The 26,691-nt window shown below is 44.4% G+C and carries 19 protein-coding genes; 12 read left to right on the forward strand and 7 right to left on the reverse strand.

What is annotated here, in order from left to right; all coding sequences use genetic code 11:
* The first annotated feature begins 33 nt into the window (after positions 1 to 33).
* From AAA943_RS04645 to AAA943_RS04655, 3 genes are all read left to right on the forward strand, one after another.
* Positions 34 to 984 (forward strand): ring-cleaving dioxygenase, encoded by a 951-nt coding sequence (locus AAA943_RS04645; protein WP_338223063.1) that lies wholly within the window; start codon positions 34 to 36, stop codon positions 982 to 984.
* Positions 977 to 1,588, forward strand: a complete 612-nt coding sequence (locus tag AAA943_RS04650) for an alpha/beta hydrolase (protein ID WP_338223064.1) — start codon at positions 977 to 979, stop codon at positions 1,586 to 1,588. Before AAA943_RS04645 ends, AAA943_RS04650 begins: the two co-directional genes overlap by 8 nt.
* A 227-nt stretch (positions 1,589 to 1,815) precedes the next feature.
* Entirely contained in the window at positions 1,816 to 3,012 is a 1,197-nt protein-coding gene (locus tag AAA943_RS04655) for an ATP-binding protein (RefSeq protein WP_338223065.1), read from the forward strand.
* A gap of 566 nt (positions 3,013 to 3,578) precedes the next feature.
* On the opposite strand, the gene AAA943_RS04660 is transcribed toward AAA943_RS04655, so the two are convergent.
* Positions 3,579 to 6,611, reverse strand: coding sequence for an SbcC/MukB-like Walker B domain-containing protein (locus AAA943_RS04660; RefSeq protein ID WP_338223066.1), 3,033 nt, complete (start codon positions 6,609 to 6,611; stop codon positions 3,579 to 3,581).
* A complete protein-coding gene (locus AAA943_RS04665) occupies positions 6,608 to 7,834 on the reverse strand; it encodes an exonuclease subunit SbcD (protein WP_338223067.1) in 1,227 nt (408 codons plus the stop codon). Before AAA943_RS04665 ends, AAA943_RS04660 begins: the two co-directional genes overlap by 4 nt.
* A gap of 312 nt (positions 7,835 to 8,146) precedes the next feature.
* On the opposite strand from AAA943_RS04665, the gene AAA943_RS04670 reads away from it, so the two are divergent.
* The 9 genes from AAA943_RS04670 to AAA943_RS04710 all read left to right on the forward strand — a co-directional run bounded on the left by AAA943_RS04670 (position 8,147) and on the right by AAA943_RS04710 (position 22,232).
* The gene (locus tag AAA943_RS04670) at positions 8,147 to 8,677 is read left to right on the forward strand and encodes a septal ring lytic transglycosylase RlpA family protein (RefSeq protein ID WP_338223068.1); all 531 of its coding nucleotides are present in this window, start codon (positions 8,147 to 8,149) and stop codon (positions 8,675 to 8,677) included.
* 810 nt (positions 8,678 to 9,487) lie between these two features.
* Positions 9,488 to 10,429: a DUF4221 family protein gene (locus AAA943_RS04675; protein ID WP_479374281.1), complete on the forward strand. Its 942-nt coding sequence runs from the start codon at positions 9,488 to 9,490 to the stop codon at positions 10,427 to 10,429.
* A 443-nt stretch (positions 10,430 to 10,872) separates the two neighbouring features.
* Positions 10,873 to 11,763, forward strand: coding sequence for a hypothetical protein (locus AAA943_RS04680; RefSeq protein WP_338223070.1), 891 nt, complete (start codon positions 10,873 to 10,875; stop codon positions 11,761 to 11,763).
* A gap of 162 nt (positions 11,764 to 11,925) precedes the next feature.
* On the forward strand, positions 11,926 to 12,327 hold the full coding sequence (locus tag AAA943_RS04685) for a hypothetical protein (protein ID WP_338223071.1): 402 nt from the start codon (positions 11,926 to 11,928) through the stop codon (positions 12,325 to 12,327).
* Between the two features lie 62 nt (positions 12,328 to 12,389).
* Positions 12,390 to 13,439, forward strand: a complete 1,050-nt coding sequence (locus AAA943_RS04690; RefSeq protein WP_338223072.1) for a hypothetical protein — start codon at positions 12,390 to 12,392, stop codon at positions 13,437 to 13,439.
* Between the two features lie 342 nt (positions 13,440 to 13,781).
* A complete protein-coding gene (locus tag AAA943_RS04695) occupies positions 13,782 to 14,852 on the forward strand; it encodes an efflux RND transporter periplasmic adaptor subunit (protein ID WP_338223073.1) in 1,071 nt (356 codons plus the stop codon).
* Between the two features lie 3 nt (positions 14,853 to 14,855).
* Positions 14,856 to 17,900, forward strand: a complete 3,045-nt coding sequence (locus AAA943_RS04700) for an efflux RND transporter permease subunit (RefSeq protein ID WP_338223074.1) — start codon at positions 14,856 to 14,858, stop codon at positions 17,898 to 17,900.
* A complete protein-coding gene (locus AAA943_RS04705; protein ID WP_338223075.1) occupies positions 17,897 to 21,007 on the forward strand; it encodes an efflux RND transporter permease subunit in 3,111 nt (1,036 codons plus the stop codon). The genes AAA943_RS04700 and AAA943_RS04705 overlap by 4 nt, the downstream gene beginning before the upstream one ends.
* Positions 21,008 to 21,065: 58 nt before the next feature.
* Positions 21,066 to 22,232 carry a hypothetical protein gene (locus AAA943_RS04710; protein ID WP_338223076.1) on the forward strand — a complete coding sequence of 389 codons (1,167 nt, stop codon included), beginning with the start codon at positions 21,066 to 21,068 and terminating at the stop codon, positions 22,230 to 22,232.
* 8 nt (positions 22,233 to 22,240) lie between these two features.
* On the opposite strand, the gene AAA943_RS04715 is transcribed toward AAA943_RS04710, so the two are convergent.
* The 5 genes from AAA943_RS04715 to AAA943_RS04735 all read right to left on the reverse strand — a co-directional run bounded on the left by AAA943_RS04715 (position 22,241) and on the right by AAA943_RS04735 (position 26,678).
* Positions 22,241 to 22,936 carry a hypothetical protein gene (locus tag AAA943_RS04715; RefSeq protein ID WP_338223077.1) on the reverse strand — a complete coding sequence of 232 codons (696 nt, stop codon included), beginning with the start codon at positions 22,934 to 22,936 and terminating at the stop codon, positions 22,241 to 22,243.
* Between the two features lie 68 nt (positions 22,937 to 23,004).
* The gene (locus AAA943_RS04720) at positions 23,005 to 24,159 is read right to left on the reverse strand and encodes an ATP-binding protein (RefSeq protein ID WP_338223078.1); all 1,155 of its coding nucleotides are present in this window, start codon (positions 24,157 to 24,159) and stop codon (positions 23,005 to 23,007) included.
* A 329-nt stretch (positions 24,160 to 24,488) separates the two neighbouring features.
* Positions 24,489 to 25,856 carry a Gfo/Idh/MocA family oxidoreductase gene (locus AAA943_RS04725; protein WP_338223079.1) on the reverse strand — a complete coding sequence of 456 codons (1,368 nt, stop codon included), beginning with the start codon at positions 25,854 to 25,856 and terminating at the stop codon, positions 24,489 to 24,491.
* 154 nt (positions 25,857 to 26,010) lie between these two features.
* A complete protein-coding gene (locus tag AAA943_RS04730; RefSeq protein ID WP_338223080.1) occupies positions 26,011 to 26,463 on the reverse strand; it encodes a hypothetical protein in 453 nt (150 codons plus the stop codon).
* Positions 26,463 to 26,678 (reverse strand): hypothetical protein, encoded by a 216-nt coding sequence (locus AAA943_RS04735; RefSeq protein ID WP_338220912.1) that lies wholly within the window; start codon positions 26,676 to 26,678, stop codon positions 26,463 to 26,465. Before AAA943_RS04735 ends, AAA943_RS04730 begins: the two co-directional genes overlap by 1 nt.
* Between the last annotated feature and the right edge of the window lie 13 nt (positions 26,679 to 26,691).

Genomic DNA, 26,691 nt, shown 5'->3' on the forward strand with positions numbered 1-26,691 from the left:
ATTAATTGCCTAGTCTATTTTAACCACAATACCATGAAACCCTACATCACAGGAATACATCACATTACCGCAATTGCGGGTGATGCACAGAAAAACATTGATTTCTACACCGGCGTCTTGGGCCTTCGATTGGTCAAAAAGACCATCAATTTCGATGCGCCTGATGTGTACCACTTCTACTTTGGAGATGAATTGGGCAGGCCCGGCACCGTGTTTACCACTTTTCCATTTCAAGGAGCAAGAAGAGGGACCAAGGGGACGGGGGAGTTGACTTATACCTCCTTCTCCATTGGCAAGGATTCTTTAGAATTCTGGATTGGGAGATTGAAGCGCCACGCTGTGGCGGTATCTGACATCTTGACTCGATTTGGAGAAAAGCTCATCCGATTTGAAGACCACGACGGCATGGGAATCGAACTGGTCTCCAATAATCAGGACGATCGACCGGGTTGGACTTATGGTCAAATACCGGCTCAACACGCTATCAAAGGCTTTTATGGAGCTACCTTAAACCTTAGAGCTAAAGAGCTCACCGAGCAGCTTCTTACCCGTCATATGGACTATAAGTTTATTGGTCAGGAAGGCGACCGCTATCGCTTTGGTACAGAAGGCATGCCTGGGGACATCGTAGACATCCTGATCGACAAAAGCGGAAATCGGGGCATGCAAAGTGCCGGTACGGTACATCACATTGCCTTTCGGACTGCCAATACCCAAAGTCAATTGGCAATTCAGGAAATCCTGATGCAAAATGGATATCAGGTCACAGAAGTAAAAGACCGAAACTATTTCAAGTCAATCTACTTCCGCGAACCGGGGGGAGTTTTATTTGAAATTGCTACCGACGAACCCGGATTTGCAATTGACGAAGAGGAAGCGCATTTGGGAGAATTGCTCAAGCTTCCGGAATGGGCCGAACCCAGTAGAAAGCGTATTGAAGCAGGCCTAGTACCAGTCACCTTAAATCCCGGAAAATATGAATAATGTGATCAAAAAAGGGCTTTCACTTCAAGAAGCAAAGCAAGCGATCATACTTGTCCACGGCCGTGGAGCAACCGCTGATAGTATCCTAAGCCTAAGTTCACACCTGAATTTGACCGATTATGCAATATTGGCTCCTCAGGCCAACGGAAATTCTTGGTATCCGTTTGGTTTTATGGCTTCAGATGAAGGCAACAAAGTTGCGTTAACAATAGCGCTTGAAATGTTGCATCAGGTGTTTGCTGAGATTTTGGATTCCGGTATTCCTGCTTCGAAAATCGTTTTGGCAGGATTCTCCCAAGGAGCTTGCCTGAGTTTGGAATTTGCAGCCCGAAATGCCCAAAAATTGGGAGGAGTGGTTGCATTCACCGGAGGGTTAATTGGAGAAAAGCTTAGGGCGGATAATTATTCTGGAGACTTTCAGCAAACTCCGGTTTTTATCGGTAGCAGTAACAGAGATTTTCACGTTCCTGCTTCTAGAATCCAAGATTCTGCGGCATTGCTCAGGCAAATGGGAGCAGAAGTGACTGTAAAGTTATTCGATGATCCGGATCATACGATAAGAGCGGAAGAGATCGACTGGGTCAATAATCATATTTTCATCTGAGGGGAAAAGTAAAATCAGCCCTTTCGCGGATGTGTAGATTTTCTTGTAAGGTCTATTTAGTTTAAAAAGTCCCCGGCAGGTTGTCGGGGTATTTTTTTGCCTTTTCGTCTATAATTAAGGCTAAAAATTACTTTGTAAGTAATTGGTATTCAATTAAATGAAGTAATTAATTGGAATTTACTTAATATATTGAGTAAATTTACTCAGTGAAATGAGTAAATATAGAGATGAGCTACCAACGAGCTGAAAAAGAGATCATACAGAAAAGACTACAGGATGAACCCCGAAGGTTTATCCAAGTGATCTATGGCCCAAGGCAGGTAGGTAAGACTACCTTGGTGCGGCAAATCCTTCGTGATCTGAATTATCCTCATGCTTTGGTAGCAGCAGATGCCGTAGCTGCCACCGATCAGGTCTGGATCTCTCAGCAATGGGAAAATGCACGCGCCAAACAATTGATTTCCCCAAATTCTCCCTATCTATTGGTCATCGATGTAGTACAAAAAATCGACAACTGGAGCGAACAGGTCAAAGCCGAATGGGATCGAGACACTCTGGAAGAGCGGGACATTCGGGTGATTCTGTTGGGTTCTTCCCGACTGATGCTGCAGCAAGGATTGACCGAGTCTCTGGCAGGCAGATTTGAGTCCATGTACCTGGGACATTGGTCGTATCGGGAGATGAAAGCTGCTTTCGGCTTGTCTCCGGATGAATATATCTGGTACGGAGGCTATCCCGGTGCCATCACGCTGAAGGAGGACGAAGATCGCTGGAAGGCTTATGTGCGGGATTCCCTTTTGGAGACCAGCATTTCCCGTGATATTCTCATGCTGACTCGTGTGGATAAGCCCGCGCTGATGAAGCGTCTGTTTGAGATTGGATCATCCTATTCCGGGCAGGTGCTCAGCTACACCAAAGTCATGGGACAGCTGGCTGATGCCGGCAATACCACCACTTTGGCCAATTACCTTGTTTTGCTCAATGAGGCAGGTTTATTGGGAGGATTGGAAAAGTATAGTCCCAATCTGGTGCGAAAGCGCTCCTCCAGTCCCAAATTCCAAGTGCACAATACAGCCATCATGTCGGGGATTTCCAATGAAACCTTCGAGACGCTGAGAGCCGATCATAAGGCTTGGGGACGCTGGGTTGAGTCTGCCGTGGGAGTACATCTCATTAATCAATCCTTCAAGATCAAAAAGCTGAATATCTACTATTGGCGTGAAGGGAATGACGAGGTAGATTTCATCGTCGAATACCAAAAGCGAATCATAGCTCTTGAAGTAAAAACTTCCAAAGTAGGAGGGTTGGCTGGCTTGAATGCATTTGCCAAGGCTTTCCGGCCTGAAAAATCCCTAGTGATCGGCACCGACGGGATTCCCTGGGAAGACTTCCTTCAGCTGGATATATTGGATTTATATGCTTAAAAGACAGTCCTTTGGCTGTCTTTTTGCTTAAAAATTACTTCACAAGTAATTGATATTCAATTTATTGAAATCATTTTTTGAAATTTACTCAATATGATGAGTAAAATTACTCAATAGATTGAGTTAGCTACAAAAGCTGGAAGGCACGAAAAGAGATTCTATGGTTTTTAGGAAAAAGTTTCCCACAGATTTACACAGAAAAAGACACAGATTCTCACGGATTTGGTATCCAAATAGACCTACTATTGCTAGATACCCTTTTTGGTCTCCATCTAATTTTAAAATCTGGGCTGTTAAAATTCTCCACCTTGGAGACTTTGTGGCAGATATCCTTAATGATTCAGGTTCCAGAGAGTCAGTACAACTATTTTTCTTAACCCCATTAGTCACATAGAAAAACATAGCTTTTTAGCCTTGGAGGCATATTTCTATGTGGCTATGTTGACACTATGTGGTTCAAATACTAACAAGTAAAAGCCCCTTTGAGACCTTTTTTTTCCTTTGGAACTTCGCGGTTAAAAAAGTTCGAGCCCTCCATTTTCCTACAGTATACTTTGTGACAAAAACTAATAGGAATACCGGATTTGTGACCCGCGCTCCGCATCCAGCTCGATCTGGGCAAAGACTCCAATCTCCTGCTGCAATTCCTCGACGTGGCTGATGATGCCCACCACCCGATTTTCATGGCGCAGGGCTTTGAGTGTCTCAAACACCACCCGAAGTGAATTCCGATCCAAGGCTCCAAACCCTTCATCCAGGAAGAAAAAGCTCTGATCGGCTTGATTGAGTGCTTTGACTTTTTCGGCCAAGGCCAAAGCCAAACAAAGTGAAGCCTGAAAAGTCTGCCCTCCGGAGAGGGTTTTGAGCAATCGTTTCTTGCCTCCGTTCAGATAGTCCACCACCCAAAAGGTATTGTTGTCATCGATTTCGAGGCTGAGGCTGTTTTTGGTCAGCTTCATGAAGCGCAGATTGGCCGTGTTGCAGAGCTCACGGAGGTAGATCGAGCTGACATATTTGACAAAGCCTTTTCCAAAAAAGAGCCTCTCCAGCTCTCTCAGACCAGTTTCCCGGCTTTCGATTTCCAAAAAGCTTTGACTCAGTTTCTCCTTTTCTTCCAATTTCTGCTTCATTTCTTTGATGGATTCCTGAAGGAGAAGCAGTTGGTTTTGAAGGGTTTTTGATTGCTCTCGAAGATGTTCAAGCTTTTCTTTTTTGGACTGGAAGACCTCTTCAGAAAAGGAAAGGACTCCGGCTTCCGCTTGTAGGTCGGACATCTTGGAGCGGGTGATTGCCAGTTTTTGGTCGAATTGCTGGATTTCCAGCGCCGTTTTTTCAGCATCCAAGGAATGATGGAAAAGTCGAATCAGTCCGGGCTCATCCAAGAATCCATACTCGCTTTTCAATCGCTCGAATTCTGTACTCAGCAAAGAGATCTTTTCCCTGTTTTCCTCGATCAGCTTTCTGTAATTTTCAATGTCGGACAGGTTTCTGGTTTGGGCAGTTTTTCGCTCCTGCAGATGTTTTCTTTTCCCCTCAAGGAGTTCGGCAGCCTCTTCGATATCCCGTTCGACTTTGGCAATGGCGGTTTGAATGAAAAGGGGCTCTTTTTGAAAAAAAGGCTTGCAAAAGGTCGGGTCTTTGATTTCCTCCTGCTTGGATTGGATTCGGGAGGAGACATCCTGAGCCGCTATTTGGGCTGATTGGAGTTGTTTTTCAGCATTCTCTGCGATTTCACGTCCCAAATTCCAAGCTTTTCGTTGAGTTTGGATTTGCCGGGTTAGGCTTTCTTTTTGGCTGTGAGCCTGAGCCAGTAGGGAGATGTGTTCGGCCAACTCCACTTCCGTTGGAATGGTTTTCTGCTTGAGTTTTTTCCAAAAATCAGCTTGTTGACCTTCGATAATCTTGATTTCTTTCAGCTTGTCTTGGAGATTTCTCCCTAGGTTTTCCAAGTTGTTTTGCTCCACTTTTTCTCTTTGGATCAAGGCCAGGATCTTTTCCAGGTTGTCTTTCTCCTTGCTGATCTCCAACTCTTTGGCTTTGATCTCTTTTTCATCGGACTGACCTTCGAGAGGTAAAGGATGCTCCAGAGATCCACAAAGTGGACAAGGTTCTCCGTCGGTGAGCAGGTGGGCATGGGTATTCAAGCCTTGTTTTCTCAGGAGCTTTTCCCGCTCGGTTTCGATAGTGAAAATGACGGACTTTTGGGTCTGAGTCCAGGATTCCAGACTTTTTTCACCTGCCGGAATTTGCTGATTGATTTCCGTCAGGAGCGTTCTGATTTTCTTCTCTTCCTGTTCAAAATTCCCCTTGATCCGGAGCAAATCTTTCATCCGCTCCTCGTTGGTTTTCAATTGATTCTGTATGCTTTTCAGCTCCGACAATAGCTCCGGATCGGCTGAGGGCAGGGTTTCAGATTGATTTTCGAGCTGTTGAATAGCCAACTCAACTTGCAGCAGTTCGGCTTTTTTTGCTTCCAATTCGGGTTGAAGCGTTTCCATCTGCTTTTGGGCAGCTTCCTGTTTTTGGCTTAGTTCCTGAATTTCGATGACTTTCCGCAGATCCCGGATTTTAGCTTCCCGGGCAGGGCGCTCCTCGTTTTTTTTGCGAAGCTCGAGTTCTTCGGCTTCCAATTGGGCGATTTCCTTTACAAACCCCTCCTTGAACCGCTCGCAATCCGTCAGACTGACCTCGTACTTTTCCAGGTCTTTTTTCCTGTCCTGCAATTGATCCCAAACCGGACGTAGGTAGGTTTTGGCAGTGATGAACTCTTTGTGGAGCTGGCGTTTTTCCTCTATTTCAGAGCTTTTTTGCTCCAAATGGACTAATTGGGTTTTGATTTCCTCCAGCTGAAGGAATGACTTACGGGTGAGCTCCAGTTTGCGGTATTCTTCTTCTGCTTCTTTCAAAGCTTGGATGGCCTTTTGATTCTCAGTTTCCAAGTCGGCAGTTTCCTGCCTCTTTTCGCTGAGGCTTTCTGAGGAAATGCCTTCCAGATTGTCCAACAAGGCTTTCAGGCGGGTTTTTTCCAGTTCGGCAGCTTTTCTCAGTTCTCCTGCTTTGGCGGAAAGATCAAATCGCTCCAAGCCAAACAGCTGTTGCATCATGTCCGCCCGCTCTTTGGGAGACTGATCAATAAACTCCCGGAATTTGCCCTGTGGGATGATGATGGTCTGCTTGAAGTGCTCCTTGCTCATGCCAAGGACCGTTTCAGCCTTTTCGGCTATTGCTTCCCATTGGCCTTCCTTGAACCAGTAAAATACATGCTCTCCGGTATCGATTTTTTCTTGGTCTTTCTTGTTCCGCTTCGCTGAATAGCGGGCGAGATAGGTTTGGGCATTGTTTTTTCCGGCACGGAAAGTAAAGTTGATCAGTAGGTGATCGCTCTGCAGATTGAGCATGGAGGAGCGCTCTCCGGTAGCGGCCAAGCGCTCGGTGCTGCCATAGAGTGCGAGTAGAATCCCTTCCAAAATGGATGATTTGCCACTGCCCACTGCCCCGAAAATCCCAAAAAGTCCAGCAGCAGTCAGCGTTTCAAATTCTACGGTTTGCTTCTCACGGTAGGAGTAAAGGCCTTCGATTTCCAGTCGTACGGGGATCATGCGGGGTCGGTTTGGCTGATTATTTCTCTCAAAAGTCCGAGCAGTTGGGCATTGGGCTCCTGCCCTTTTTCACTTTGGTAGAAAAGGCGGAAAAGTGTCTCCATGTCCTTGCCCAAGTCATCCACATGGAGTGCAAAAGATTCCTGAACGCCTCCATTTTTGAGTTGCGGGATTAGACTGACGATGCCGTCGTGGGCTTTTAGGATGGCTTTTCGGGTAGTGGCATCGATGGATTCGTCGGCCACAAAGGTGATTTCCACAAAGCAGTAGGGATTGGCTTCCAGCCAGATAAGGGTATCGGCCAAGTTATCAAACTTCACCCGATACAGCGGTCGGCCTTGCTTGAGTCCGATGGGGCGATAGCTGACCGGCTTTCCAGCCTGGGCCTCGATCAGGACTACTTTTTTCTCCTGATCGGCTTCCGAAAAAGAATAGGCCAAGGGAGAACTCGAATACACGACCGGAATGGAGTCATGTCCCACGGAATGGTAGCGGTGGAGGTGCCCTAATGCGGCATATTGGATTTGGGAGGGGATGTTTTGGGTGAAAAGGGCTTGCGTTCCTCCCACGTGCAGGATGGGACGCTCTGAATCGGGTTCGGATTCCGGTTTTTCTCCTTCCTTCATAAAAAAGTAATGGCCCGCAAAGAGATTCAGTCCCTTTTCATCGCAATGTCGATCAGCTAATTCCTGCCATTTGGCAGAAAGGATTTTCCGGAATTCGGCTTCCCGATCTTCCTCTCCGAGGTAAGTGCGCAGGCTGACCTCATTGGCGTAGGGGGCCAAGATCACCCGAACTGGGAAGTCCACCTGAGGCAGTTGGATCTCCACAAATCCACTCTCGGATTTCCGGATTTCCACGCCTGAGTCCAGCTTTCCGCAGGGAATCACGCTATCGTATCGGCTGTAGAAGAATATCCCCAATTCTCTGGCCAATGGATCGGGTGCCTCGACAAACTGGGTGCTGTCGTGATTGCCAGAGATGGCGAGGATGGGTCGGGTCCCGTTTTTAGAGAGTCGGCGTAGGGTTTTGTAGAGTAGCTCCACCGCTTCGTGGGCGGGGTTGAAGCTGTCAAAAATATCTCCTGCAAGCAATACCAAATCGACTTGCTCTTGATCGGCGATTTGGCAGATTTCGTCCAGGACGAGCTTCTGCTCCTCGAGTCGGGAGTATTCCTGCAGGCGCTTGCCCAAGTGCCAGTCGGCGGTGTGGAGGATTTTCATTGGTTTTCTTAGTCAACGGCCCATTGTCAACGGTCCACAGGTAAGGCAATCAATTTGAGGCAAGGGAAAAGAAGATAGACTCAAAAATTGCAACTAGGACAATTGACTAAAGTATAGGTACTAAGATAGGTTAAGAGGCTAGGTTCTCCAACCCAAAGTAAAGCTCAGACAAGAATTGGCACTTTTATTGAAAAATGGGTCGTAAATCGAGCATGATGACCATGTTACAAATTGACATGATGATAAGACATGCGAGATTCAATGTGGCAAATAAAAAACAAAAAATAAACACATTAAATGCTAGCTTAGTCTGTGCTCACCCGACTTGTCTTTTTATTTCTGCTCACCCTAATCGGGATGGAAGCCTATGCTCAAGTGGATTCTTTGTTGATTCAAGAAGGGACAGCTAGCTTTTATGGTCGGAGGTTTCATGGCAGAAAGACCGCCAGTGGGGAGGTTTTTTCCTTGGATAGCATGACCGCAGCTCATAAGCGTTTGCCTTTGGGAACTTGGGTGCGCGTGATCAACCAAAAGAATGGCTTATCGGTTGTAGTCCGCATCAATGATCGCCTTCCCCTCTATTCTAAACGTCAAATTGATCTGTCTCGGGCTGCGGCGACTCGATTGGAAATGATTCAGGACGGACTGGCCAAAGTGCGCATCGAGACGGTGGACTTGGACCAACTGGATCGCTTGGTGGAGTACTATGCGGATAAGGAGCACCCTGGCTTGAGAATTAGGCCTTTCTATCGAGGAGTTCCAAGTCCCAAAAGAGAGGTTGATTTCAGTTTAAAAAAAGTGGAGCCTGAATCGGAACTCTTTTCTTCTGATCCTAGGAAATGACCAACTACGATTCCAAGCTAGCGTTTGTCTTTTCCCGAAGTCTTTGAACTCCCCAAGCTGATGCATTTCTGAAAAGGAAGCGACCGCAGGTGAATTGATTTCTTTAGATCCTAGGCTAGTCCTTGATTTACTGCCTGTTAGCAATACTAACTAAAAATTTTATCCTTGGAAATCAACTACTTGCATAAAAATGGTAAAATATTTAAAAACTACACTTGTTTTTTTTTTTTTTTCAAATGTAAACTTACCAACGAAAGATCAAGGTCGTCGCGCAGGTCTGGATTTTTTGCAGAGCCAAGGGTTGGTTCTGGGGAGATTTTAACCAATTAATTCTTAAAAAATGAAAAAACTTGTTTTTGGGCTTCTCATTTTGGGGCTCTTTGGGTATTCTATCCATCCTGCAATAGCCCAAGCATCTCTTCCGGGTGAAGATGAATGTTATACATTCACCTTTAGACGATTGTCTGAAGATCCTACCCCTTGTCAGGGCCCTGGCACTGATTGTCCTTTGACAATTTGTACAGACGATTGGAATCCTTAAATCTGTTTATCTTTTACCCTGGCCCATTTTTGAGCCAGGGTATCTACTTATCAAAAATCAGCATGAAGATATCCTACTACTTATTCCTTTGTTTTCTTTTTGGAAGTGTCTTTGGATGCAGGGAATCAAAATTTGAGTCTATTCAGTCTGATATATCCGGTCATCTAAAATTAGTTAATACTTACAAACTGGAATTGGATGAGTTATCCAGTTACGAGTTTTTTAATGTCAGGCCAATTGGTGAGGACACGTTGGCTGTTTTGAATTCAGTGAATTATTCCCTTGATTTTTATGATTTCCAAAAAGGGAAATTGATCGATCGGATTATAATTAAGAATTCAGGCCCAGAAGGAATGCCGAGATTGTATTCGTTTATCTACCATAATACTGACAGTATATATGTTTTGCCGCAATTTAGTTTAAGGGGTGGTATGATCATTAATCAAAAGGGAGAATTTGTAGACAGGCTAAATGTGGGGGAGATCAGTTTGGATTTAGGCACTTTTGTAAACCATAACAGTTCCGGACAAAGCCCTAGCTACATTTTCGGGAATAAGCTTTATTTCACTGTCAATCCTTTGTCCACGGACTATTTTCCGGACGGATATACTGTGGAGTATGAACTTGATTTGATTAATGGTACTTTCAAGCCAATCGATTTTATTCAAAAACCTGGGATATATCAGGGGAATAAGATGTTTTTAAGTCAAACCCTAAATAGAAAAAAAACTGGGCCGAGTGATTGGCTATACTCCTGGAATATGTCTGATACCGTATATCTATATTCGGAAAAGTTAGGAAAAGTAGAGGTTGATAAAATTTATTTAGGAAAAGAAAAGCCGATAGAAATACTAGAAGTAAGTGGATTGACGGAGGAAGAGCAGCTTATTTTAAATGCAAAGAGCTATGTTTATGGCAATATGATGGTTCAGGACTCAATTCTCCATCGAATCAGATTCCTTCCTATGGCCAATCCCGAGGATATCTTGTATGGAAACTCTAACCCCTATTTGGTCAAAGATTTTGAGATTTTGTCATATGATCTTCGATCTCGCAAATATTTAGGCTCTACTGGCTTCAAGGGAGGTATTCATGATCCTAGAGTTGCTTTTTCAACAGCTAAAGGAATATTTCTTCCCAAAATTAATCCCCAATATCGAGAATTGAATGAAAATTATGTTGAATATGATCTCTTTACGCTGGTTGATTAATTTGATTTTCTGGATATTTTTTTTTGGTTCTTGCACTAACGCTTACAATAAAGATCTCAAGGAATTAGTTTATGAAAAGTATAGAATCAACCATGAAGGGATTATTTTGATAGTGGATATTGACCGCTGCAATACTTGCAGTAGTGAAAATGAATGGTTTATAAAAAGTCAGGGGATAGGAAAAGAGGCCACGCTCTTAATTCTATCTCGAAGCAGGAAAAAAGCTGAGATTTTCATGAAGTTTTCCGACCAGAAATATATCTGGGATAGTTTGAGGATTGGAGAACCCTACCTGAAAGATAAAATGACATTTATCTATGAAAAAAAATAGGTTGAAGTTCTTTATATTTTTTTTTGTGCTTTTCAGTTGTCAGCCAAAATTAAATTCAGAAGACGAAATTTTTGACCAAACAAAAGTTGAGCAAATTACTGATCCTTGGGAAGTGGATGTAGTTTACCATGATAGCATTTTCTTCTTAAACAAAGACTTAAAGGCTTTGATCCAAGGCTATAAAAAAGACTCCTTATTGTTTGAAGAATTTAATACCAAAATCATTTACAATGGTAGGTCGATGATGGGAAATGGGGCCAACTCTAAGAGGATGTTTTCTTATGCAGATGGGCTGATGGTCATTCAATCTTCCCCACACCAGCTGACTAAACTTGATTTTCAAGGAAACAAAAGCTCCAAATTGCCTATTCGATTGAAGAATACAGTGGAGGTATTCGATGGATTTTTGTTGTCTGAAGATAAGCTAGGGTTAGTTTCTTATCCAAGCTTAGAAAAACCCAATCAATTGGAGCTTTTGGCCTATGACCTAAAATCCAACACAGCTTCTATTCTATATGAGAAAGAGTCACTTTATCCGGCGAACACCCATTTAATCCGAACAAATTCTTCCGCCATATTTATTTTAAGTCCTTACGATCAAGAGTTTATTATTCTCGATAGACAAGGGAAGCTGAGAGAAAATGTCAAGTTGCACCCTGCCCAGTTTTCTTTGGAATACAAGCAGCCTTATCCATTTTCAACACCTGATGACTATTTCAGATTAAGTCCGGAGGAACAATTGGCGAGCAGATCTGATCAGGTATATGACTTTTATTATACCCAAGGAAAATTATACTTATTGCTTCGAAGATTATCCTTAAGCCAAGATAGGGTAGTTTCAAAGTCCGAGTTGGTTCATGTAGACCTTTCCTCAGGTCAGGCTTCAGTCCATTCAGGACAATTTATCTTCCTCTCATTTGATCAAAGGGGGAATGTGTTTCAATATAGAAAGGAATCGGATTCGTATTGGATAAATATTTTCCCATTGAAAGAATTGAAATAAGAGGGTTGTGAAGGTCTTTATTCCTTATATGCCTTTTGATTCCGATTGGAGAATAATTTTTATTAAGCCAAGGAGGTTCGCAGAGGGTTTAGTTTCCTTTTCAGAAATAACCTAATTAGCTTTTATCCAGTCTGTTAGCATTACCAACTAAAAATTTTATCATTGAAAATCAACTGCTTACATAAAAATGGAAAAATATTTAAAAACTACACTTATTTTTTTTTCAAATGTAAACTTACCAACGAAAGATCAAGGTCGGCGCCGGAGTCTGGATTTTTTGCAGAGCCAAGGGTTGGTTCTGGATTGGATTTAACGTCAAAATTTAAAAAAAGAATGAAAAAATTTAGTTTGCTATTAGCTTTTGCACTGATTTGTTTATCAGGATATCCATGCCAACAGTCTTATTGGAATTCATGTGGTCCTGATTCGACTAATGATATGATTATTGATGCTTTTGCAAATTGTTGCGCAGGAGATTTTTATATTGTTGACCTTTGTAATAATAATCAGGTTCTTACGGTTACTGTTCCTCAGGATGGCCCAAATAGTAGTTGTATTAATTAATGAGAATCTCCTTAACATTAATTTTAATTTTGATATTCGTTTCATGTACCAGGGAAAACTCCTTGGTACATATTCCAAAATTGACTGTAAGCGAGGAAGATAGTTTGAGTTTTGTGGAAACAGGGTTATCTGCTGAATTGAATTATCAAATGGCTCCTATAGATGCTAATTATTCACAATACCTTCTATTTAATCCTTTTATTAGGAGCTTAGATACTTTAGATTTTGAAGAAAATGGATTGGTATTAAAAGCTGGATCCCAATTGCCATTTGAAGGCCCAAAGAGTATTCCTGATTTTACTTTTTTTTCCTCTGGAGGATGCGGTAAGGTCTATCTCGCAGGTAATAAATTATTTCATGAGCGTGGTGAAGAGGTTCTGAAATTAGATTTATCAAGCCATTTGGGAAATATGAATGCATATTTTTCAATTCGAGGTGGAGAAGTTAAAAATAAAATGTTTCAGTTTTCTTCCTTTCAGAAGTGCAGGATTTATCTGATAATCCAAGATTTTGTTTCCAATGAATTTTTATTGGTTGAATATGATTTTATCTCATCCACTTTGACTAAAATACCATTTGATTTTGCGAATAGTGAGATGGATTCACATCGTCTGGTTTTTGAAAATGGTCCGAATAGAGTAGAGAATTTATATTTTCCATATTTAAGTTTAAATGATTCTCTTCTCATCATTTCTTATCCTTTTTTTAATCGAATTAGCACAATTACTTTAGAAAGTCAAATTCAAAATGATTTTGATTTTAAATCAAATCTGTTTAAAAATAGGAAGAAAATTCCCTTAAAATCAACGGTACTTAAAGATCTTAAGGAATATCTTGAGGTTACATATGATTGGAATTCAGATGTAAGATTCGGGCCTATTTTAAGATTAAATAAGACGTATTGGTTTAGAATCGTTGAAGGTGAGGATTCTAAAACCATCTCTTTGGAGTTGTTTTCTGAGAACTTAAAAAAGATTGCAGAATATGATTTGAGAGCTATTGAATCCAATTTGGGAAGTTTCTATTTTCCGTTTAAGGGTAAGATAGTATTTGGAGTTTTGAACCAGGGGAATGAGGATTTTTTTAGGTTCCACTGGGTAGAAATAGAATAAAAAGATTTTATAGTCAGATTATCATTAAATCAGGATAGGGTAGTTTCCAGGTCTGAGTTGGTTCAAATTGATATTGCCTCCGGTCAGGTAACTGTCAATTCTGGACAATTCATCTTTCTTTCGTTTGATCAAAGGGGGAATGTTTTTTGGTATTGGAAGGAAGGGATTGACTATTTTATTGAGATAAAGCTTTAAAAAGGATTTCTAGTTAATGCCTTGCAGCTAGAAGAAATCTTAAAATGCTTAAACATTCTAATGTGGACCTCACAAAAAGAAGAATTTTGGAATTTCAGAATAAATTTATTTTTATATCTTAGTTCGATTACTCCCAACTCGTACCACATGCGTTTATCGTTTTATTTATTCTTTTTACTGATTATCAGTACTTTGGGCTGTACAGAGTCCAAGACCGAATCCCAAGAGATTCCTTCCGAGTCCTTCCGCAATGAAGTGGCAGCCACAGAAGTCCGGGTCGCCACTGCCGAGCGGAAAAGTTTTGACTACCTCATCAATGCCACCGGCAAGCTGGAGGCCCTATCCGAAGTCAAGGCCCTCGTGGAGCGGGAAGGCTACCTCGAAAAGGTGCAGGTCCTCGAGGGTCAGTTTGTCCAAAAAGGGCAAGTCATCGCCACACTCGACCGTCGGGAGGCAGAGTTTGCCCTGGAAAAAGCTCAAATCAATCTGACCAAAGCCCAATCCGAGCTGGAAGTGCTCAAAGCGCAGTTTCAGCTAGCCTTGGAGTCTAAAGACCCTCAGGTGGTGAAGACGGTTCAGGAGAGGATTCGTGTCAATTCCGGCCTTTCCCTTGCTGAGGTGGAGCTCAAAGAAGCCGAGCTGAACCTTGCCCGATGTGAAGTGCGGGCTCCTGTGGCTGGCCGCATAGCCAATATCAAATTCAAGGAAGGAAGCCTGGTCACCAAAAATGCGGAGTTTGCCGAGATCCTGTCCACCGATCAGTTGCTCCTTCGGGTCAAGGTGCTGGAGTCGGACGTTCCTCTGATCTCCTCCAATCAAAAGGCCGAAATCTATCCCATCTCCGATCCCCAAAATGCTTTGGAGGGTCGGGTCATCGCCGTCAATCCCAAAGTAGATGAAAACGGACTGGTGCAGGTGACCTTGAGCTTGAATTCTGCCAAAAACCTCCTTCCCGGGATGAATGCCCGGGCCATCATCCGAGCCCCGCAAAGTAATAGCCTGGTCGTTCCCAAGGATGCGGTGGTCTATCGATCAGGAAGAGCCGTGGTCTTCACGGTCGAGGGCGGCAAAGAGTCCAAATGGAACTACGTGGAAGTGGGCCGGGACAATGGCCGGGAGATCGAAGTGCTGGAGGGCATCACCGAAAACAGTACCGTCATCACGACCAATAACCTCCAACTTGCTCATCAGGCCCCTGTTCAAATCGTAACCGAGTAAGCTATGATCCGATTTTTGCTGGAGCGGCCGATTGCGGTCATGATGTCCTTTTTGGCCTTGGTGGTCTTTTCAGGCATTGTCTTTCGTCTGTTGCCTATTTCGCTTTTGCCTCCCATCGATGTGCCTCAGATTGTGGTCAAGGTCACCTATCCCAATGCCTCGCCGGAATCCATCGAGCAGAATGTCTTGCAGCAAATCCGGGAGGGACTGATCACCCTCAACGGTCTGGAAGAGATGGAAAGCAAGGCCGGTTCGGAAGTAGGTACTGTCCGGCTGACCTTCGACTACGGCACCCAAATGGAGCTGGCCTATATCGATGTCAATGAAAAAATCGACCGACTGGTCAATACTCTCCCCCGGGACCTGACCCGTCCCGAAGTGATCCGAATCAATACTTCGGATATTCCTGTAGCCCGGGTTCAGGTGATTCCAAAAGCCGACACCGACCCGGTGGAGGTCAGCCTCCTTGCCGAAAATGTGCTCAAAAAGCGAATCGAGCAGCTTCCCGGAGTCTCTCTGGTCGATATCAATGGGAAGCGGGAGCGGATCATCTCCGTGGAGCCGGATGATGAAGCCTTGGCTGCTTTGGGCATGACCCAGCAAAATCTCATCGAAGCCATTCAGGCTGGAAATGCAGAATTGCCTGGCATCAGCGTCAAGGACGGGCAGTTTCGCTACTTCCTCCGACTCGCCACCCGCGTAGATACGCCCGCAGATGTGGAGTCTCTGCCCGTGCGATCTGCCAAGGGTGCCATCGTGCCTCTGGGAAGAGTGGCCAAGGCTCGATATGAGACTCAGGAGATGTTGGGATTTCACCTTTTTGGCCTACAGGAGGGGCTTGTGATCACTGTACATAAGCAGGCCTCTGCCAAAATGAATGAGCTGATTCCCGAGCTGAAGGCTTCCTTGGATTACTTCCGGGCAGACTATCCTCAAGTAGAATTTGAACTCACCCAAGACCAAAGCAATCTGCTTAATGCAGCCATTTCCAACCTGCAGACCAGCTTGCTTTTTGGGGGTATTTTCGCCTTCGCTGTACTTTTCCTTTTCATCAAAGACTTCCGAATACCGCTGATTATGGGGGTGAGTTTGCCGACCTCGCTCTTGATCAGCTTCCTGGTATTTTACTTTTTCGGCATTTCCATCAATATCATTTCCCTTTCGGGCCTCGCTCTGGGGATCGGGATGCTGATTGACAATGCAATCATTGTCCTCGATAATATCACCCGAAAGCGGGAGAGTGGCTTACCGCTTTTTGAGGCTTGTGTGCAGGGAGCCAATGAGGTGATGGGAGCTTTGATTTCTTCCGTGCTCACGACCTTGGCGGTATTTGTGCCCCTGGTATTTTTGAGCGGGATTTCCGGAGCATTGTTTTACGATCAGGCAGTGGCTGTGGCAGCGATTCTGTCTGTTTCCCTGATGGTGGCCTTTGTGCTGCTTCCTCTGCTGTATTGGTTGATCTTTAGGATAGGGAAAAGAGGAAATGTGCAGGGAGAACCTAAAGCGTTTGTTAAAACTCTTGGACTGTATGAACGGGTTTTTGCATGGGTTTTTTCCCGAAGGAAAGCGGCTTTGATCGGCTTTTTTATCCTGATTCCTTTGGGCTTGGGTGTGGGGCTTCTGCTACGATCCGAAGGGCTTCCTGAAATCGAAAAGCCAGATGCCACTCTGGAAATCGACTGGAACGAACCCATCTCTGCTGCGCAAAACCGGGATCGGATGCTCAGTTTGATTCAGGGGGTGAGGAATTATTCCCAAGCGGAGACCGATGTCGGCGTGCGGCAGTTTCTTCTCTTTGACGGGGACAATTCCATCCAAAAGTCCCTGCTTTACCTGCTTTTTCCCTCGGAGTCGGAGAAAAATACCCAAATCGAAGTCCTGAGAAAGCGATTGGAGGCCGATTTCCCTTTAGCCACCTATGTCTTGGGAGATGCGCCAAATGCTTTTGATCAGCTGTTTTCCAGTAACTTGCCCTTTTACGAAGTACGTTGGAAAGACCTGACTCAGAAGAAGCCCATTCCTGCTGAAAAAATGAAGGGCTGGCTGGATGATTTTCCTACGGAAAATTGGACACCGGGTCCCGGTCTTCAAGAAGAACGCTCCGTGGTCTTTTCCCTTTTGGCAGAAAAAATGGCCCTGTACCAAATTCCTGTAGAGAATGTGCAGGAGCAGCTTTCCCGCTTGTTCGGTGTATTTACGATTACCGATATCCGACGATTTGGGGAGGTGACTCCTATTCGGCTCAAGGAAAATCAGGATCGCTTCGAGGATCTGCTTCGGACCACCCGGATCTATGCTTCGGACAGTACCTCGTATCTTTTGGGAGAGTTTGTGGATTTCCAATACCGAAATCAGTACAAGTACATCACCGCTGACCGCGGCGGAATCTATCAAAGTGTGGAAGTGGCCGATCCCAATCCCGAAAAGATGGAGACTGATTACATTCGGTGGGGTGTAGGGCATGACTTGGCAGTGGAAACGCAGGGGCAGTTTTTCCGGGATCGGGAAAATCTCCGTCAGTTGATCGGAATCCTGTTGGTATCGGTTCTGCTGTTGTACTTTATCCTAGCCGCCCAGTTTGAAAGCTTTGTGCAGCCTTTGATCGTGGTCTTTACCCTTCCTTTGGGGATAGGGGGAGCCTTTTTGATCCTGCTGATCACGGGTTCTTCCCTGAATGTCATGTCTGCCATTGGCCTGGTCGTCATGCTCGGAATCATGGTCAACGACGCGATTCTGAAGATCGACACGATCAACCGACTGAAGGTGGAATTTGCCAAAGACTCCTCTTTGAGTGAAAAGGAAGTAAGAAATAAGGCGATACATGCCGGAGGGAAAATCCGGCTTAAGCCCATCCTGATGACCTCGATCACTACGATTCTGGCCCTGATTCCGATTATTTTCAGTTCAGGCTTGGGAGCGGATTTGCAGCGGCCCTTGGTGTATTCGGTCATCGGAGGACTTACTATCGGTACGGCCACGGCGCTGTATTTTGTACCGTTGATGTATTGGTTTTTTGACAAAAATGTAGGCAAAAGAGAGAAGCTATGACGCCGTTTCGGGTTTTGATTGCATTTGTGGTGTTGGGGATTCTGGGCTTTGCCACAGTCCCTCTGCTCTCCGTGGATCTGAATCCCCGGGAGCGGGAACCTGTGCTTTCGGTCGGTTTTTCCATTCCCCAATCTTCTCCAGAAATCATCGAAAAACTGGGTACCTCTCCACTGGAAGGGGCTTTTTCCCAACTCACCGAGCTCAAGCAGATCAAGTCTGTCTCCAATTACAATCAAGGATCTGTCACCCTTCGCTTTGACAAGAAGGCGGATATGGAGTTGAAAAAGTTTGAGGTTCTGGCTCTGATTCGGCAGATTTATCCCCAGCTGGATGAGCGGATGTCCTACCCGGTGGTGACTCAAAGTGAAGAATCCAGAAGAGATTTCAAGACGCCGATCCTCACCTACAGTGTCAATGGACCTTTTGCTAGCTTCGAGATCAAAAAAATCGCCGAAGATGTACTCAAGCCCGCCATCACCCGATTTGCTGAGGTAGAGGAGGTGCAAGTACGTGGGGCCAATGAACTGCAGCTTTATGTCACCTTTGACGGGCAGCGGCTTCAGGCCTTTGGGCTCACCCGCAATCAGCTCAATCAGCAGCTGAGCCGGGCCTTTGGGCAGCAGTTTCCCGGGACAGTGTACAACAATCAGGGGGAGACGCTTTTTGTCACCCTCGACCGTAAGCTGAACAGTTTGGATCAGCTGGAAAACCTGATCATCAAGCAAGACCGGGGGCTGGAAATCCGCCTGAGGGACATTGCTCAGGTGACCTTTGAAGAAGCAGAGCCGATCAGCTTCTATCGGATCAATGGAAATAACTCCGTGACGCTCTCGATTTACAATCGGGACGGAGTGAACAAGGTCCTTCTGGCCAAAAGCCTAAAAGCCTCCCTCGAGGCAGCCAAAATCAATCTGCCGCAGGGCTTCGAAGTTCGGCTGGAAAACGACGACACCGAGTTTTTGGAAAAGGAGCTGAACAAAATCTATCAGCGCTCGGGCTTGTCGATTTTGATCCTGATCGCCTTTATTTTTCTGATCAACCGAAACCTGAAATACCTCAGCATACTCTTTCTGGGGATCGTGGTCAATCTAAGTTTGACTTCGATGATCCTGTATTTTTTGGGAGTGGATATCCACTTGTACTCCATCGCTGGTCTGACCATCAGCTTTGGGCTGGTGGTGGACAATGCCATCGTGATGATCGATCACTTGCACAAGTATCGAAACAGAAAAGTGTTTTTGGCCCTTTTGGCAGCATCATTGACTACAGTAGCAGCTCTCTTGCTGGTTTTGCTTTTGCCGGAGGAAGACCGGAAAAACCTGACTGAGTTTTCCATTGTGGTTTCGGTGATGCTGGGGGTGAGTTTGTTGGTGGCTTTGTTTTTCACACCGGCATTTTACGAGGTCTTGTTCAAGGATTCGGTGGTGAAAGGGAGAAAGCTGAGTTTTACCCGACTCAGAAGCCGAGCCAAGTGGCTGAATCGCTACGAAAGCTGGGTGGGAGGTACGGCCCGCTTTAGAAAGGCTTTCCTCTTTGCCGTAATTTTGCTTTTTGGTACCCCGATTTTTTTCCTTCCTGCCAAGTGGGAAGGTCAGGAGTGGTACAATAAGACGGTGGGAAATACTTTCTATCAGGAGGAGATCCGTCCCTATGTAGACAAGGCTTTGGGAGGTTCTCTACGGATGTTTGTACGGGGAGTATATGAGAAAAGCAGCTACCGGGAGCCGGAGAAGACCCGACTCTTTGTCACCGCCCGTCTTCCATTTGGCAATACCCTTCAGCAGATGGATTTCATCATGCGGGAGTTTGAAGCATACCTGAAAGGCGTGGAGGGTATCGATCAGTTTGTCACCTATGTGGTCTCCGGGCAATACGCCCAAATCGTGATTACCTTCAAGGAAGCCTACGAAAAAGGGGCTTTACCCTATCAACTGAAAGGAAAACTTTCCGTCAAATCCACCGACTGGAGCGGAGCGCAGTGGAACATCTACGGAGTGGGTCAGGGCTTCTATACCGGTGGAGGGGGAGAGGGGATTCCAAGCTTCCGGGTGGAAATGCGGGGGTATAATTTCGACGAACTGGAGCGGCAGGCAGATGTAATGGCCGAAAAACTTCTGAAGCACAAGCGAATCCAAACCGTCAATACCAACGAGCGACTCAGCTACAATGAGCAGAAAACCCAAGAGTATGTCCTCCGTCTGGATCAAACCCAAATAGCCTTGGGCGGTACCTCTCAGTACGAATTGGTCAATACGCTTCAGGACCTGTCCAAGCCTCAGCGCCCGGCCACTTACCTGAATTTGGAAGATCAAAACTACGGGCTGATGCTCAGAGAAGTCCAATCGGAAGGGTTTTCCAAGTTTGATCTGGAGCAAAAGGGGCTTTTCAGCGGAGAGGATAAAATCGTCAAAATCTCTGATTTTGGTGCGCTGTCTCTGGAGACCACTACCAACGCGCTTCACAAAGAGGATAGGCAGTATCTGAGGGTGGTGTCCTTCGAATACATGGGTTCGGCGAAGTTTGGCAACGAGTACCTGGAAGAAGTGCTGAAAGAAATGAAGGCACAGATGCCCATCGGCTACGAAGCCAAAAAGCAGGAATGGGGATGGAGTTTTGAGCAGACCAAAAGACAGTATGGGCTTTTGGGGCTCTTGATCGTGGCCATTTTCTTTATCTGTACGATCTTGTTTGAAAACTTCCGGCAGCCTTTCTTGATCATCTTCCTGATACCGATCAGCTTTATCGGGCTGTTTTTGATCTTTTCGCTCTTCGACTTCTACTTTGACCAAGGAGGCTATGCGGCCTTTGTGATGCTTGGAGGTTTGGCCGTGAATGCGGGAATTTTTATCCTGAATGATTTCAACAACCGATCCGGAAGAAAAGAAAACCGCAAGCTCCTCAAGTCAATCGCCGGTAAGGCCATTCCGATTTTGCTGACGGTGCTTTCGACCTGTTTTGGTTTGATTCCCTTTCTGATCGAGGGCCAAAATGAGATCTTTTGGTTTTCCCTGGCCATCGGGACGATTGGCGGATTGGTTTTCAGCTTGCTGGGAGTCTTTTGGATTTTGCCTGTGATGATGTGGAGGAAGGCGAAAAAGCTTACCTGAAAAATCGGGCTGTCCTGTCCTATTTTTTATTGAATTCTGCGATTAACAAAAAAACACCATGAGAAAACTCTTGATTTTTGGAAGCCTAACCTTTGTTCTTTGGAGCTGTGGAGAAGATGAGTTAGCTAAAAAAAGCTCCGGTTTTGAGGCTGAATTGGTATGGTTGGACTCCGTCGTGGTGGATTCCTTTCTTGACCTGACTTTGGCAGCAGTGGACCCGGAAGATGGGCGGATGATTTTCAAGGATCGTTCTTTGAACCATATTTTGTTGACTGATTCACAAGGAAAGATATTGGACACCTTGGAGCTAAAAGGCGAAGCTCCCAATCAGGTTTCATTACCTGTGGAGATGGTTTTTGATGAAGGAGGATTGATTGTCAAAGATTTGGAGGCCGGGATGCCTTTGAGTTTTTTTAATCGAGAATTTAAAATTGTTAAGGAAAGTCCTCTTTTGTCTAAAGGAACTTTTATCATTGAATTTAATCTATATGGTTTAAGTTTTTCCATTTTTCGAAATGGGGATAAAAAGCTTTTGGTAGGCATGGAAGCAAATGGGACTGAGCCAGAGTTGACCACTGAAAGTTGGAGAAAAGGGGAATTTTATGATCAAGCTAAAGCAGGATTTGTCTATGACCCGGAATTGGATTCTCTATGGAGATTCAATTCTTTCCCGGAAAACTGGGAATACAGAAAAACCCGAGAATGGAAAGGGTATGGTTTCCCTTTTGTCCAAGCCTTGGGAGAAGAGGGATTGATTGGGGTTTTACCTCGGGTGGGGAATCAGTTTTTCCTATATCGATGGGAGAATCAAGAGATGATTCCTGTGAAAGAAACTCTCTTAAGCCATCCCGATCGAAATGATCGGCTGAACTATGATCCTAATGATGATTATTTTCTTTACCCGAGTTTTTCTGACCTAAAGGCCGGAGGGCACTATTTTTTGATTCAATTCCATACAGAGATTCCAGTGGCGGTCAGAGATGAGTATAAAGCTAGGATTCCCGATTACAGGAACAATCCGGAGTTCAATGAGGCCTTTCAAAAGTATTGGAAATACAAATACCTACTTGTGAATCAGTTTGGAGAAAGTTACCCTTTGAGGAATCTGCCTATTGAGGGTACAGTCCACCATCTCGATAAAAACGACGTGCTGTACCTCAAACCCAAATCTGAAGTGGAGAAGGATAATAATGTTTTTTACCGATATAAAATCAATGATAAGTAGGGTGAAGTCTAAAGCCCTATAAAAATCACTCCAAAGGATAGGACCACTTGGTCAAGAGGGGCTCTTTTGGTTTCAAATTCAAACTCTCCTCCTCCATCAGGAAAAGGAACATATCTTACATCTCCCTTTGTCAAGAAGCGGAGATCACTGCTGCTTTGGTAGTTTGCTTTGAATTCCAAGAAAAGTCCGGGCTCAGCAGCAATGGGAATTTGTACTCCGGTACCCAGACTATAGGCAAGCGTCCAGTTTTCAAAATCCTTTCCTGATTCGATTATTTCTTCAGAAAGGATGGTTTCCCGGACTTTGTATCGGGTGTAGAGATAGTTCGCCCCAAACTTAGCCTCGATAAAATGTCTGATATTTCCCAAGGGATTGGTTTGGTAGCGAATGACTGCCATTCCGGTAGCGATATTGTTGTTTCTGCGGAGTCGGAGTTCATCCGAAAAACCCCGATATAGATCTGTTCTCCTTTCCATCTTGCTTCCATAGATGCCATAGCCCAATTCCAATCCCAAAGAAACGGGAGCAGTGGGGGCTTCATAGAGAAGAATTCCTGAGATAGTGGGGATAAATAGTCCTCCTGTTTCTTGCTTGAACTCTCCCAAGGCAATTCCTCCATTGAAATGACCTCCTGCGGACCAGACTTGTGCATGGGCAAAATTTCCCAAAGCCATCAAAAAGACTAGTTGGATTAGTTTTTTCATATCGTAAGACTTGCTTCTTCCTACGAAAAAGAGGGGAGGGATGGTTTTTGAAATAGAGTTTATCCTGTCTATTTTCTCTTTTCCAAAAACTCCAAAAACCCCCTCAAACCCATCACTCGGATATTTTTTGCTATAGGATAATTTTCATCCTTTGGAACGATCACATGAAGCAAAGGGATTCCCAAGTCTTCCATCGCGATGTAAGTTCCTTTGGTCAGGATAGGGGCAGAACTGAACTTGATTTCTGCTGCAGCCACCCATTGGTCGTTTCGGCGGATAAGTAGGTCGATTTCTGCCCCGTCTTGGGTTCGATAGTAATACATCTCATCATCCGAATTCAAGACAGAATGAACCTGATTTAACACGAAGGCTTCCCAAGAAGCGCCCAGAATAATATTGCCGAATAAGTTTTCCAAAGATGAGATTCCCAAAAGGATATGAAGCATTCCTGTATCTTTGAAATAAAGCTTGGGAGACTTGACCAGTCTTTTTTTCATATTCATATGCCAAGAGGGAAGCTCTCTCACCAAAAACGCTTCTATTAAGAAGCTTAAATAGGTTTTGATTGTCGGAATAGTCAGTCCCAAAGATTTACCAAATGTAGAGTAGTTGAGGACTCCCCCATTTGAAGAGGCAATCATCATCAGGAATTTCCGGGTAATGCTTGGATCAGCCGGTAGCCCATAGTTTGGTAAATCTCGCTGTACATAACTGGCAATGAAAGACCTGTACCATTCAGTGGTAAATCTCCTGTTGTCTCTGAGGTAAGGCTCAGGAAACCCTCCCATTAGCCATAGTTTATTTTGATCTTCAGGATTGATTTCAAGAAGGTTAAGGGGAGTCATTTCTAGGTAGTTGATCCTTCCAGCCAAACTTTCGGAGCTTTGTCTTAAGAGTTTAGGAGAAGCTGATCCCAAAATGATGAATTTCCCAGGCCTTCTATTTTCGTCCACCATTGACCGAATTAGAGGGAAAAGGTTGGGTACATGCTGAATCTCATCGAGAATGATGGTTTTGTTTTGGTACTCAGTAAAGAATAGTTCTGGGTCTTCAATTTTGTTTAGATCTGAATTTTTTTCCAGATCTAGATAGATTGAGTTAGATGGATATGAAGCTGTTTTAGCAAGAGTGGTTTTTCCTACCTGCCTCGGCCCGATCAATCCAGTTACTGGGAAATTTTGGATTGAAAAGTAAAAATCATCTTCAATTTTTCTTTGTATCATCCCTGCAAATCTAAAAATAAATTTTAGGAATTCAGGGATAAATAAATTGTAAATTTATGAATTTCAGGATTATTATTTTTGATAATTGAAAAAAGGACACTTTTTCTGGGTGTTTAAATTACTGGGCCTCATCCCTGCAAATTTAAAATCAAATTTTAAATTTTCGGGGATAGATTTTTTTATAAATAGTTGAAAATCAGAATAAATACCTTTCATGTTTTCAAGATCTGGAAGGTTTGGAATGCCAACAAAAAATCCCGAACACTTCCATGTCCGGGATTCAATCTTTATGCTGAGTGGAGTCGATGCATCAAACCTCAAATCTCTAATTATACTTTATTCGGCTCTGGATGCACCCAAGGTCCGCGATAGGGTCTTCGGAGCTTGGCAGTCGCCTCGGGATCGTTGATTACGGTCCTAGTTTTTGGGTCGTACCGAAGGGGGCGGCCACCCAATTCCATGGAGATATTCGCCAAAATACAGGAAGCGGTGGAAATGTGACCTTCTTCCACATCTGCAATAGGCAAAGTATCCTTATCGATGGATTCGAGCCAGTTTTTCATATGCAATCGGGTAGCCGGAGCAGCATTGAGTTCGATTCGGTCTTCAGTCAGGTCTTCAGGGTACTGCTCCCGCTCAAAGACACAGTCAAAGTGGATTTTCTCTTCCTTTTGATCATAGGGGAAATAATCTGCCTGCATGGTACTACCGGCGAGCATTCCTTTTTCTCCGAAAATCTTAAAGGACCAAGGATATTCCGGATCGACGGGATTGCCCCAAGTACGGTGCTGCCATACCACATTCAGTTCAGGGAATTCGAAAATGGCAGTTTGGGTGTCTGAAATATTGGATTTTCCTTCTTTTTGGACAAAAATACCTCCTGTCGAGGTGATTTGGCTAGGCCATCCCAGCTTGAGCATCCAGCGGACTGTGTCCAGCATGTGCACGCACATGTCACCGGTGATTCCGTTGCCGTATTCCATGAAGGTTCTCCACCACCGGATATGAGGAAGTCCATCGTAGGGCCTCATCGGGGCTGGCCCGGTCCACATTTCGTAATTGAAGAAATCAGGAACAGGTTCTACGGGAGGGTTTCCGTTTGCTCGCATGTGGAAATAGCAGCAGACTTCCGCGTGACTGATTTTACCCAATTTGCCGGTGTCAATGATTTGCTTCTTGGCCTCAATCAGGTGTGGGGTGCTTTTTCGCTGAGTACCGATTTGGCACTTCCGGTTGTATTTTCTTGCAGCGGCCAAGATGGCTTCTCCTTCGATCACGTCTACGGAAATAGGCTTTTGCAAATAGACATGAGCACCGGATTTTAGGGCTTCTATAGCTTGAAGTGCATGCCAGTGATCCGGAGAACCGATCAATACCAAGTCGCATTTATGCTTTTTGAGGAGTTCGCGATAATCCTCAAAAAGCTCAGGGACATTCTTGGATTTTTGGCGCTGTGCTACGAGGTCACCGGCAGCCTTAAGCATATTTTTATCTACATCACAAAGAGCAACCACTTCTACATCGGCGACTTGGATCAGGCGAAAAAGGTCAGATTTGCCATACCAGCCTGTACCGATCAAAGCAACTTTGAATGGTCCTTCCCGGTCTTTCATGTCCATTCCGTAAAGGCCAAAACTGGCTAAAGTCATTAGTGCGGCGGAGCCTTTCAAAAAATCTCGACGATTGAGCTGATCCATAGGTTTTTGGGGTTTAAGGTGAAGCTTTTTTCAATTTACAAAAAGCCCCTTTAGAAGCAAATCAGGATAGGATGGGAGCGGGCAGATGAAGGGGGAAAGGTGAAAAAGTTTTGATGGTTAGAGAAAGGAGTGTAAAAAGTGACGAGATTAAAAACTACCCTAGATTTTCCAAATCATCGAGGTCTTTCGATCTTTTGGAGGAATTTTTTGCCTCGATTAAGTCATTTTTATGAAGTGTGCGGACCAGCAATCCTTCATCATTAAAGATTTTCGATTTTTCAAAAGCGAGGTCAAATTCCAAACCCTTAACCTCAGTCATAATGTCAATAGCAACTGGCGATCTTCCATAAGAAAAGACGTTCCATTCGGGATGGTATAGAAAGTTTTCTTCATTCATATCAAAAAGAGGCATTCCAAATTGAAGAAAGGCCTGAGTGATTCTCCAGTAGTTTTCCTTAGTTTTTCTAACCCAAATATCCATATCCCCTGTTGTCCTAGAGTATCCATGTATGATTACAGAAAATCCTCCCACCAAAATGTAGTCCACACTCTGCTCGTTGAGTGCATTTAGAAAATCTCTGAAATCATCTTGAAAAATACTCCCCATTATTTTCTGACTTTAATCTGAAAAAAAGTCTTGTCCATTTTAGGAGGATTTTCTAAGTCATATCCGTAAGCAATACTATTCAGATATTGGTGAATCCGAAGTCGTTCCTGCCAAGTTGTATCTCGGTATTCTTTGCCATAATTGACTTGTTCAGAAGCGTTTCTGGCTTGAAAGGCAGTTCGGTCTAGTCGGTATTTTTTTGGAGAATCGCTCATGATTGGAAGTTAA

The sequence above is a fragment of the Algoriphagus confluentis genome (assembly GCF_036245625.1).
Classification (GTDB): domain Bacteria; phylum Bacteroidota; class Bacteroidia; order Cytophagales; family Cyclobacteriaceae; genus Algoriphagus; species Algoriphagus confluentis.

Coding starts and splice junctions, on each gene's coding strand:
- AAA943_RS04650 (WP_338223064.1), top strand. CDS start 977: ATGAATAATGTGATCAAAAAAGGGCTTTCACTTCAAGAAGCAAAGCAA.
- AAA943_RS04725 (WP_338223079.1), bottom strand. CDS start 25,856: ATGGATCAGCTCAATCGTCGAGATTTTTTGAAAGGCTCCGCCGCACTA.
- AAA943_RS04660 (WP_338223066.1), bottom strand. CDS start 6,611: ATGATCCCCGTACGACTGGAAATCGAAGGCCTTTACTCCTACCGTGAG.
- AAA943_RS04705 (WP_338223075.1), top strand. CDS start 17,897: ATGACGCCGTTTCGGGTTTTGATTGCATTTGTGGTGTTGGGGATTCTG.
- AAA943_RS04655 (WP_338223065.1), top strand. CDS start 1,816: ATGAGCTACCAACGAGCTGAAAAAGAGATCATACAGAAAAGACTACAG.
- AAA943_RS04695 (WP_338223073.1), top strand. CDS start 13,782: ATGCGTTTATCGTTTTATTTATTCTTTTTACTGATTATCAGTACTTTG.
- AAA943_RS04735 (WP_338220912.1), bottom strand. CDS start 26,678: ATGAGCGATTCTCCAAAAAAATACCGACTAGACCGAACTGCCTTTCAA.
- AAA943_RS04665 (WP_338223067.1), bottom strand. CDS start 7,834: ATGAAAATCCTCCACACCGCCGACTGGCACTTGGGCAAGCGCCTGCAG.
- AAA943_RS04700 (WP_338223074.1), top strand. CDS start 14,856: ATGATCCGATTTTTGCTGGAGCGGCCGATTGCGGTCATGATGTCCTTT.
- AAA943_RS04645 (WP_338223063.1), top strand. CDS start 34: ATGAAACCCTACATCACAGGAATACATCACATTACCGCAATTGCGGGT.
- AAA943_RS04730 (WP_338223080.1), bottom strand. CDS start 26,463: ATGGGGAGTATTTTTCAAGATGATTTCAGAGATTTTCTAAATGCACTC.
- AAA943_RS04715 (WP_338223077.1), bottom strand. CDS start 22,936: ATGAAAAAACTAATCCAACTAGTCTTTTTGATGGCTTTGGGAAATTTT.
- AAA943_RS04710 (WP_338223076.1), top strand. CDS start 21,066: ATGAGAAAACTCTTGATTTTTGGAAGCCTAACCTTTGTTCTTTGGAGC.
- AAA943_RS04720 (WP_338223078.1), bottom strand. CDS start 24,159: ATGATACAAAGAAAAATTGAAGATGATTTTTACTTTTCAATCCAAAAT.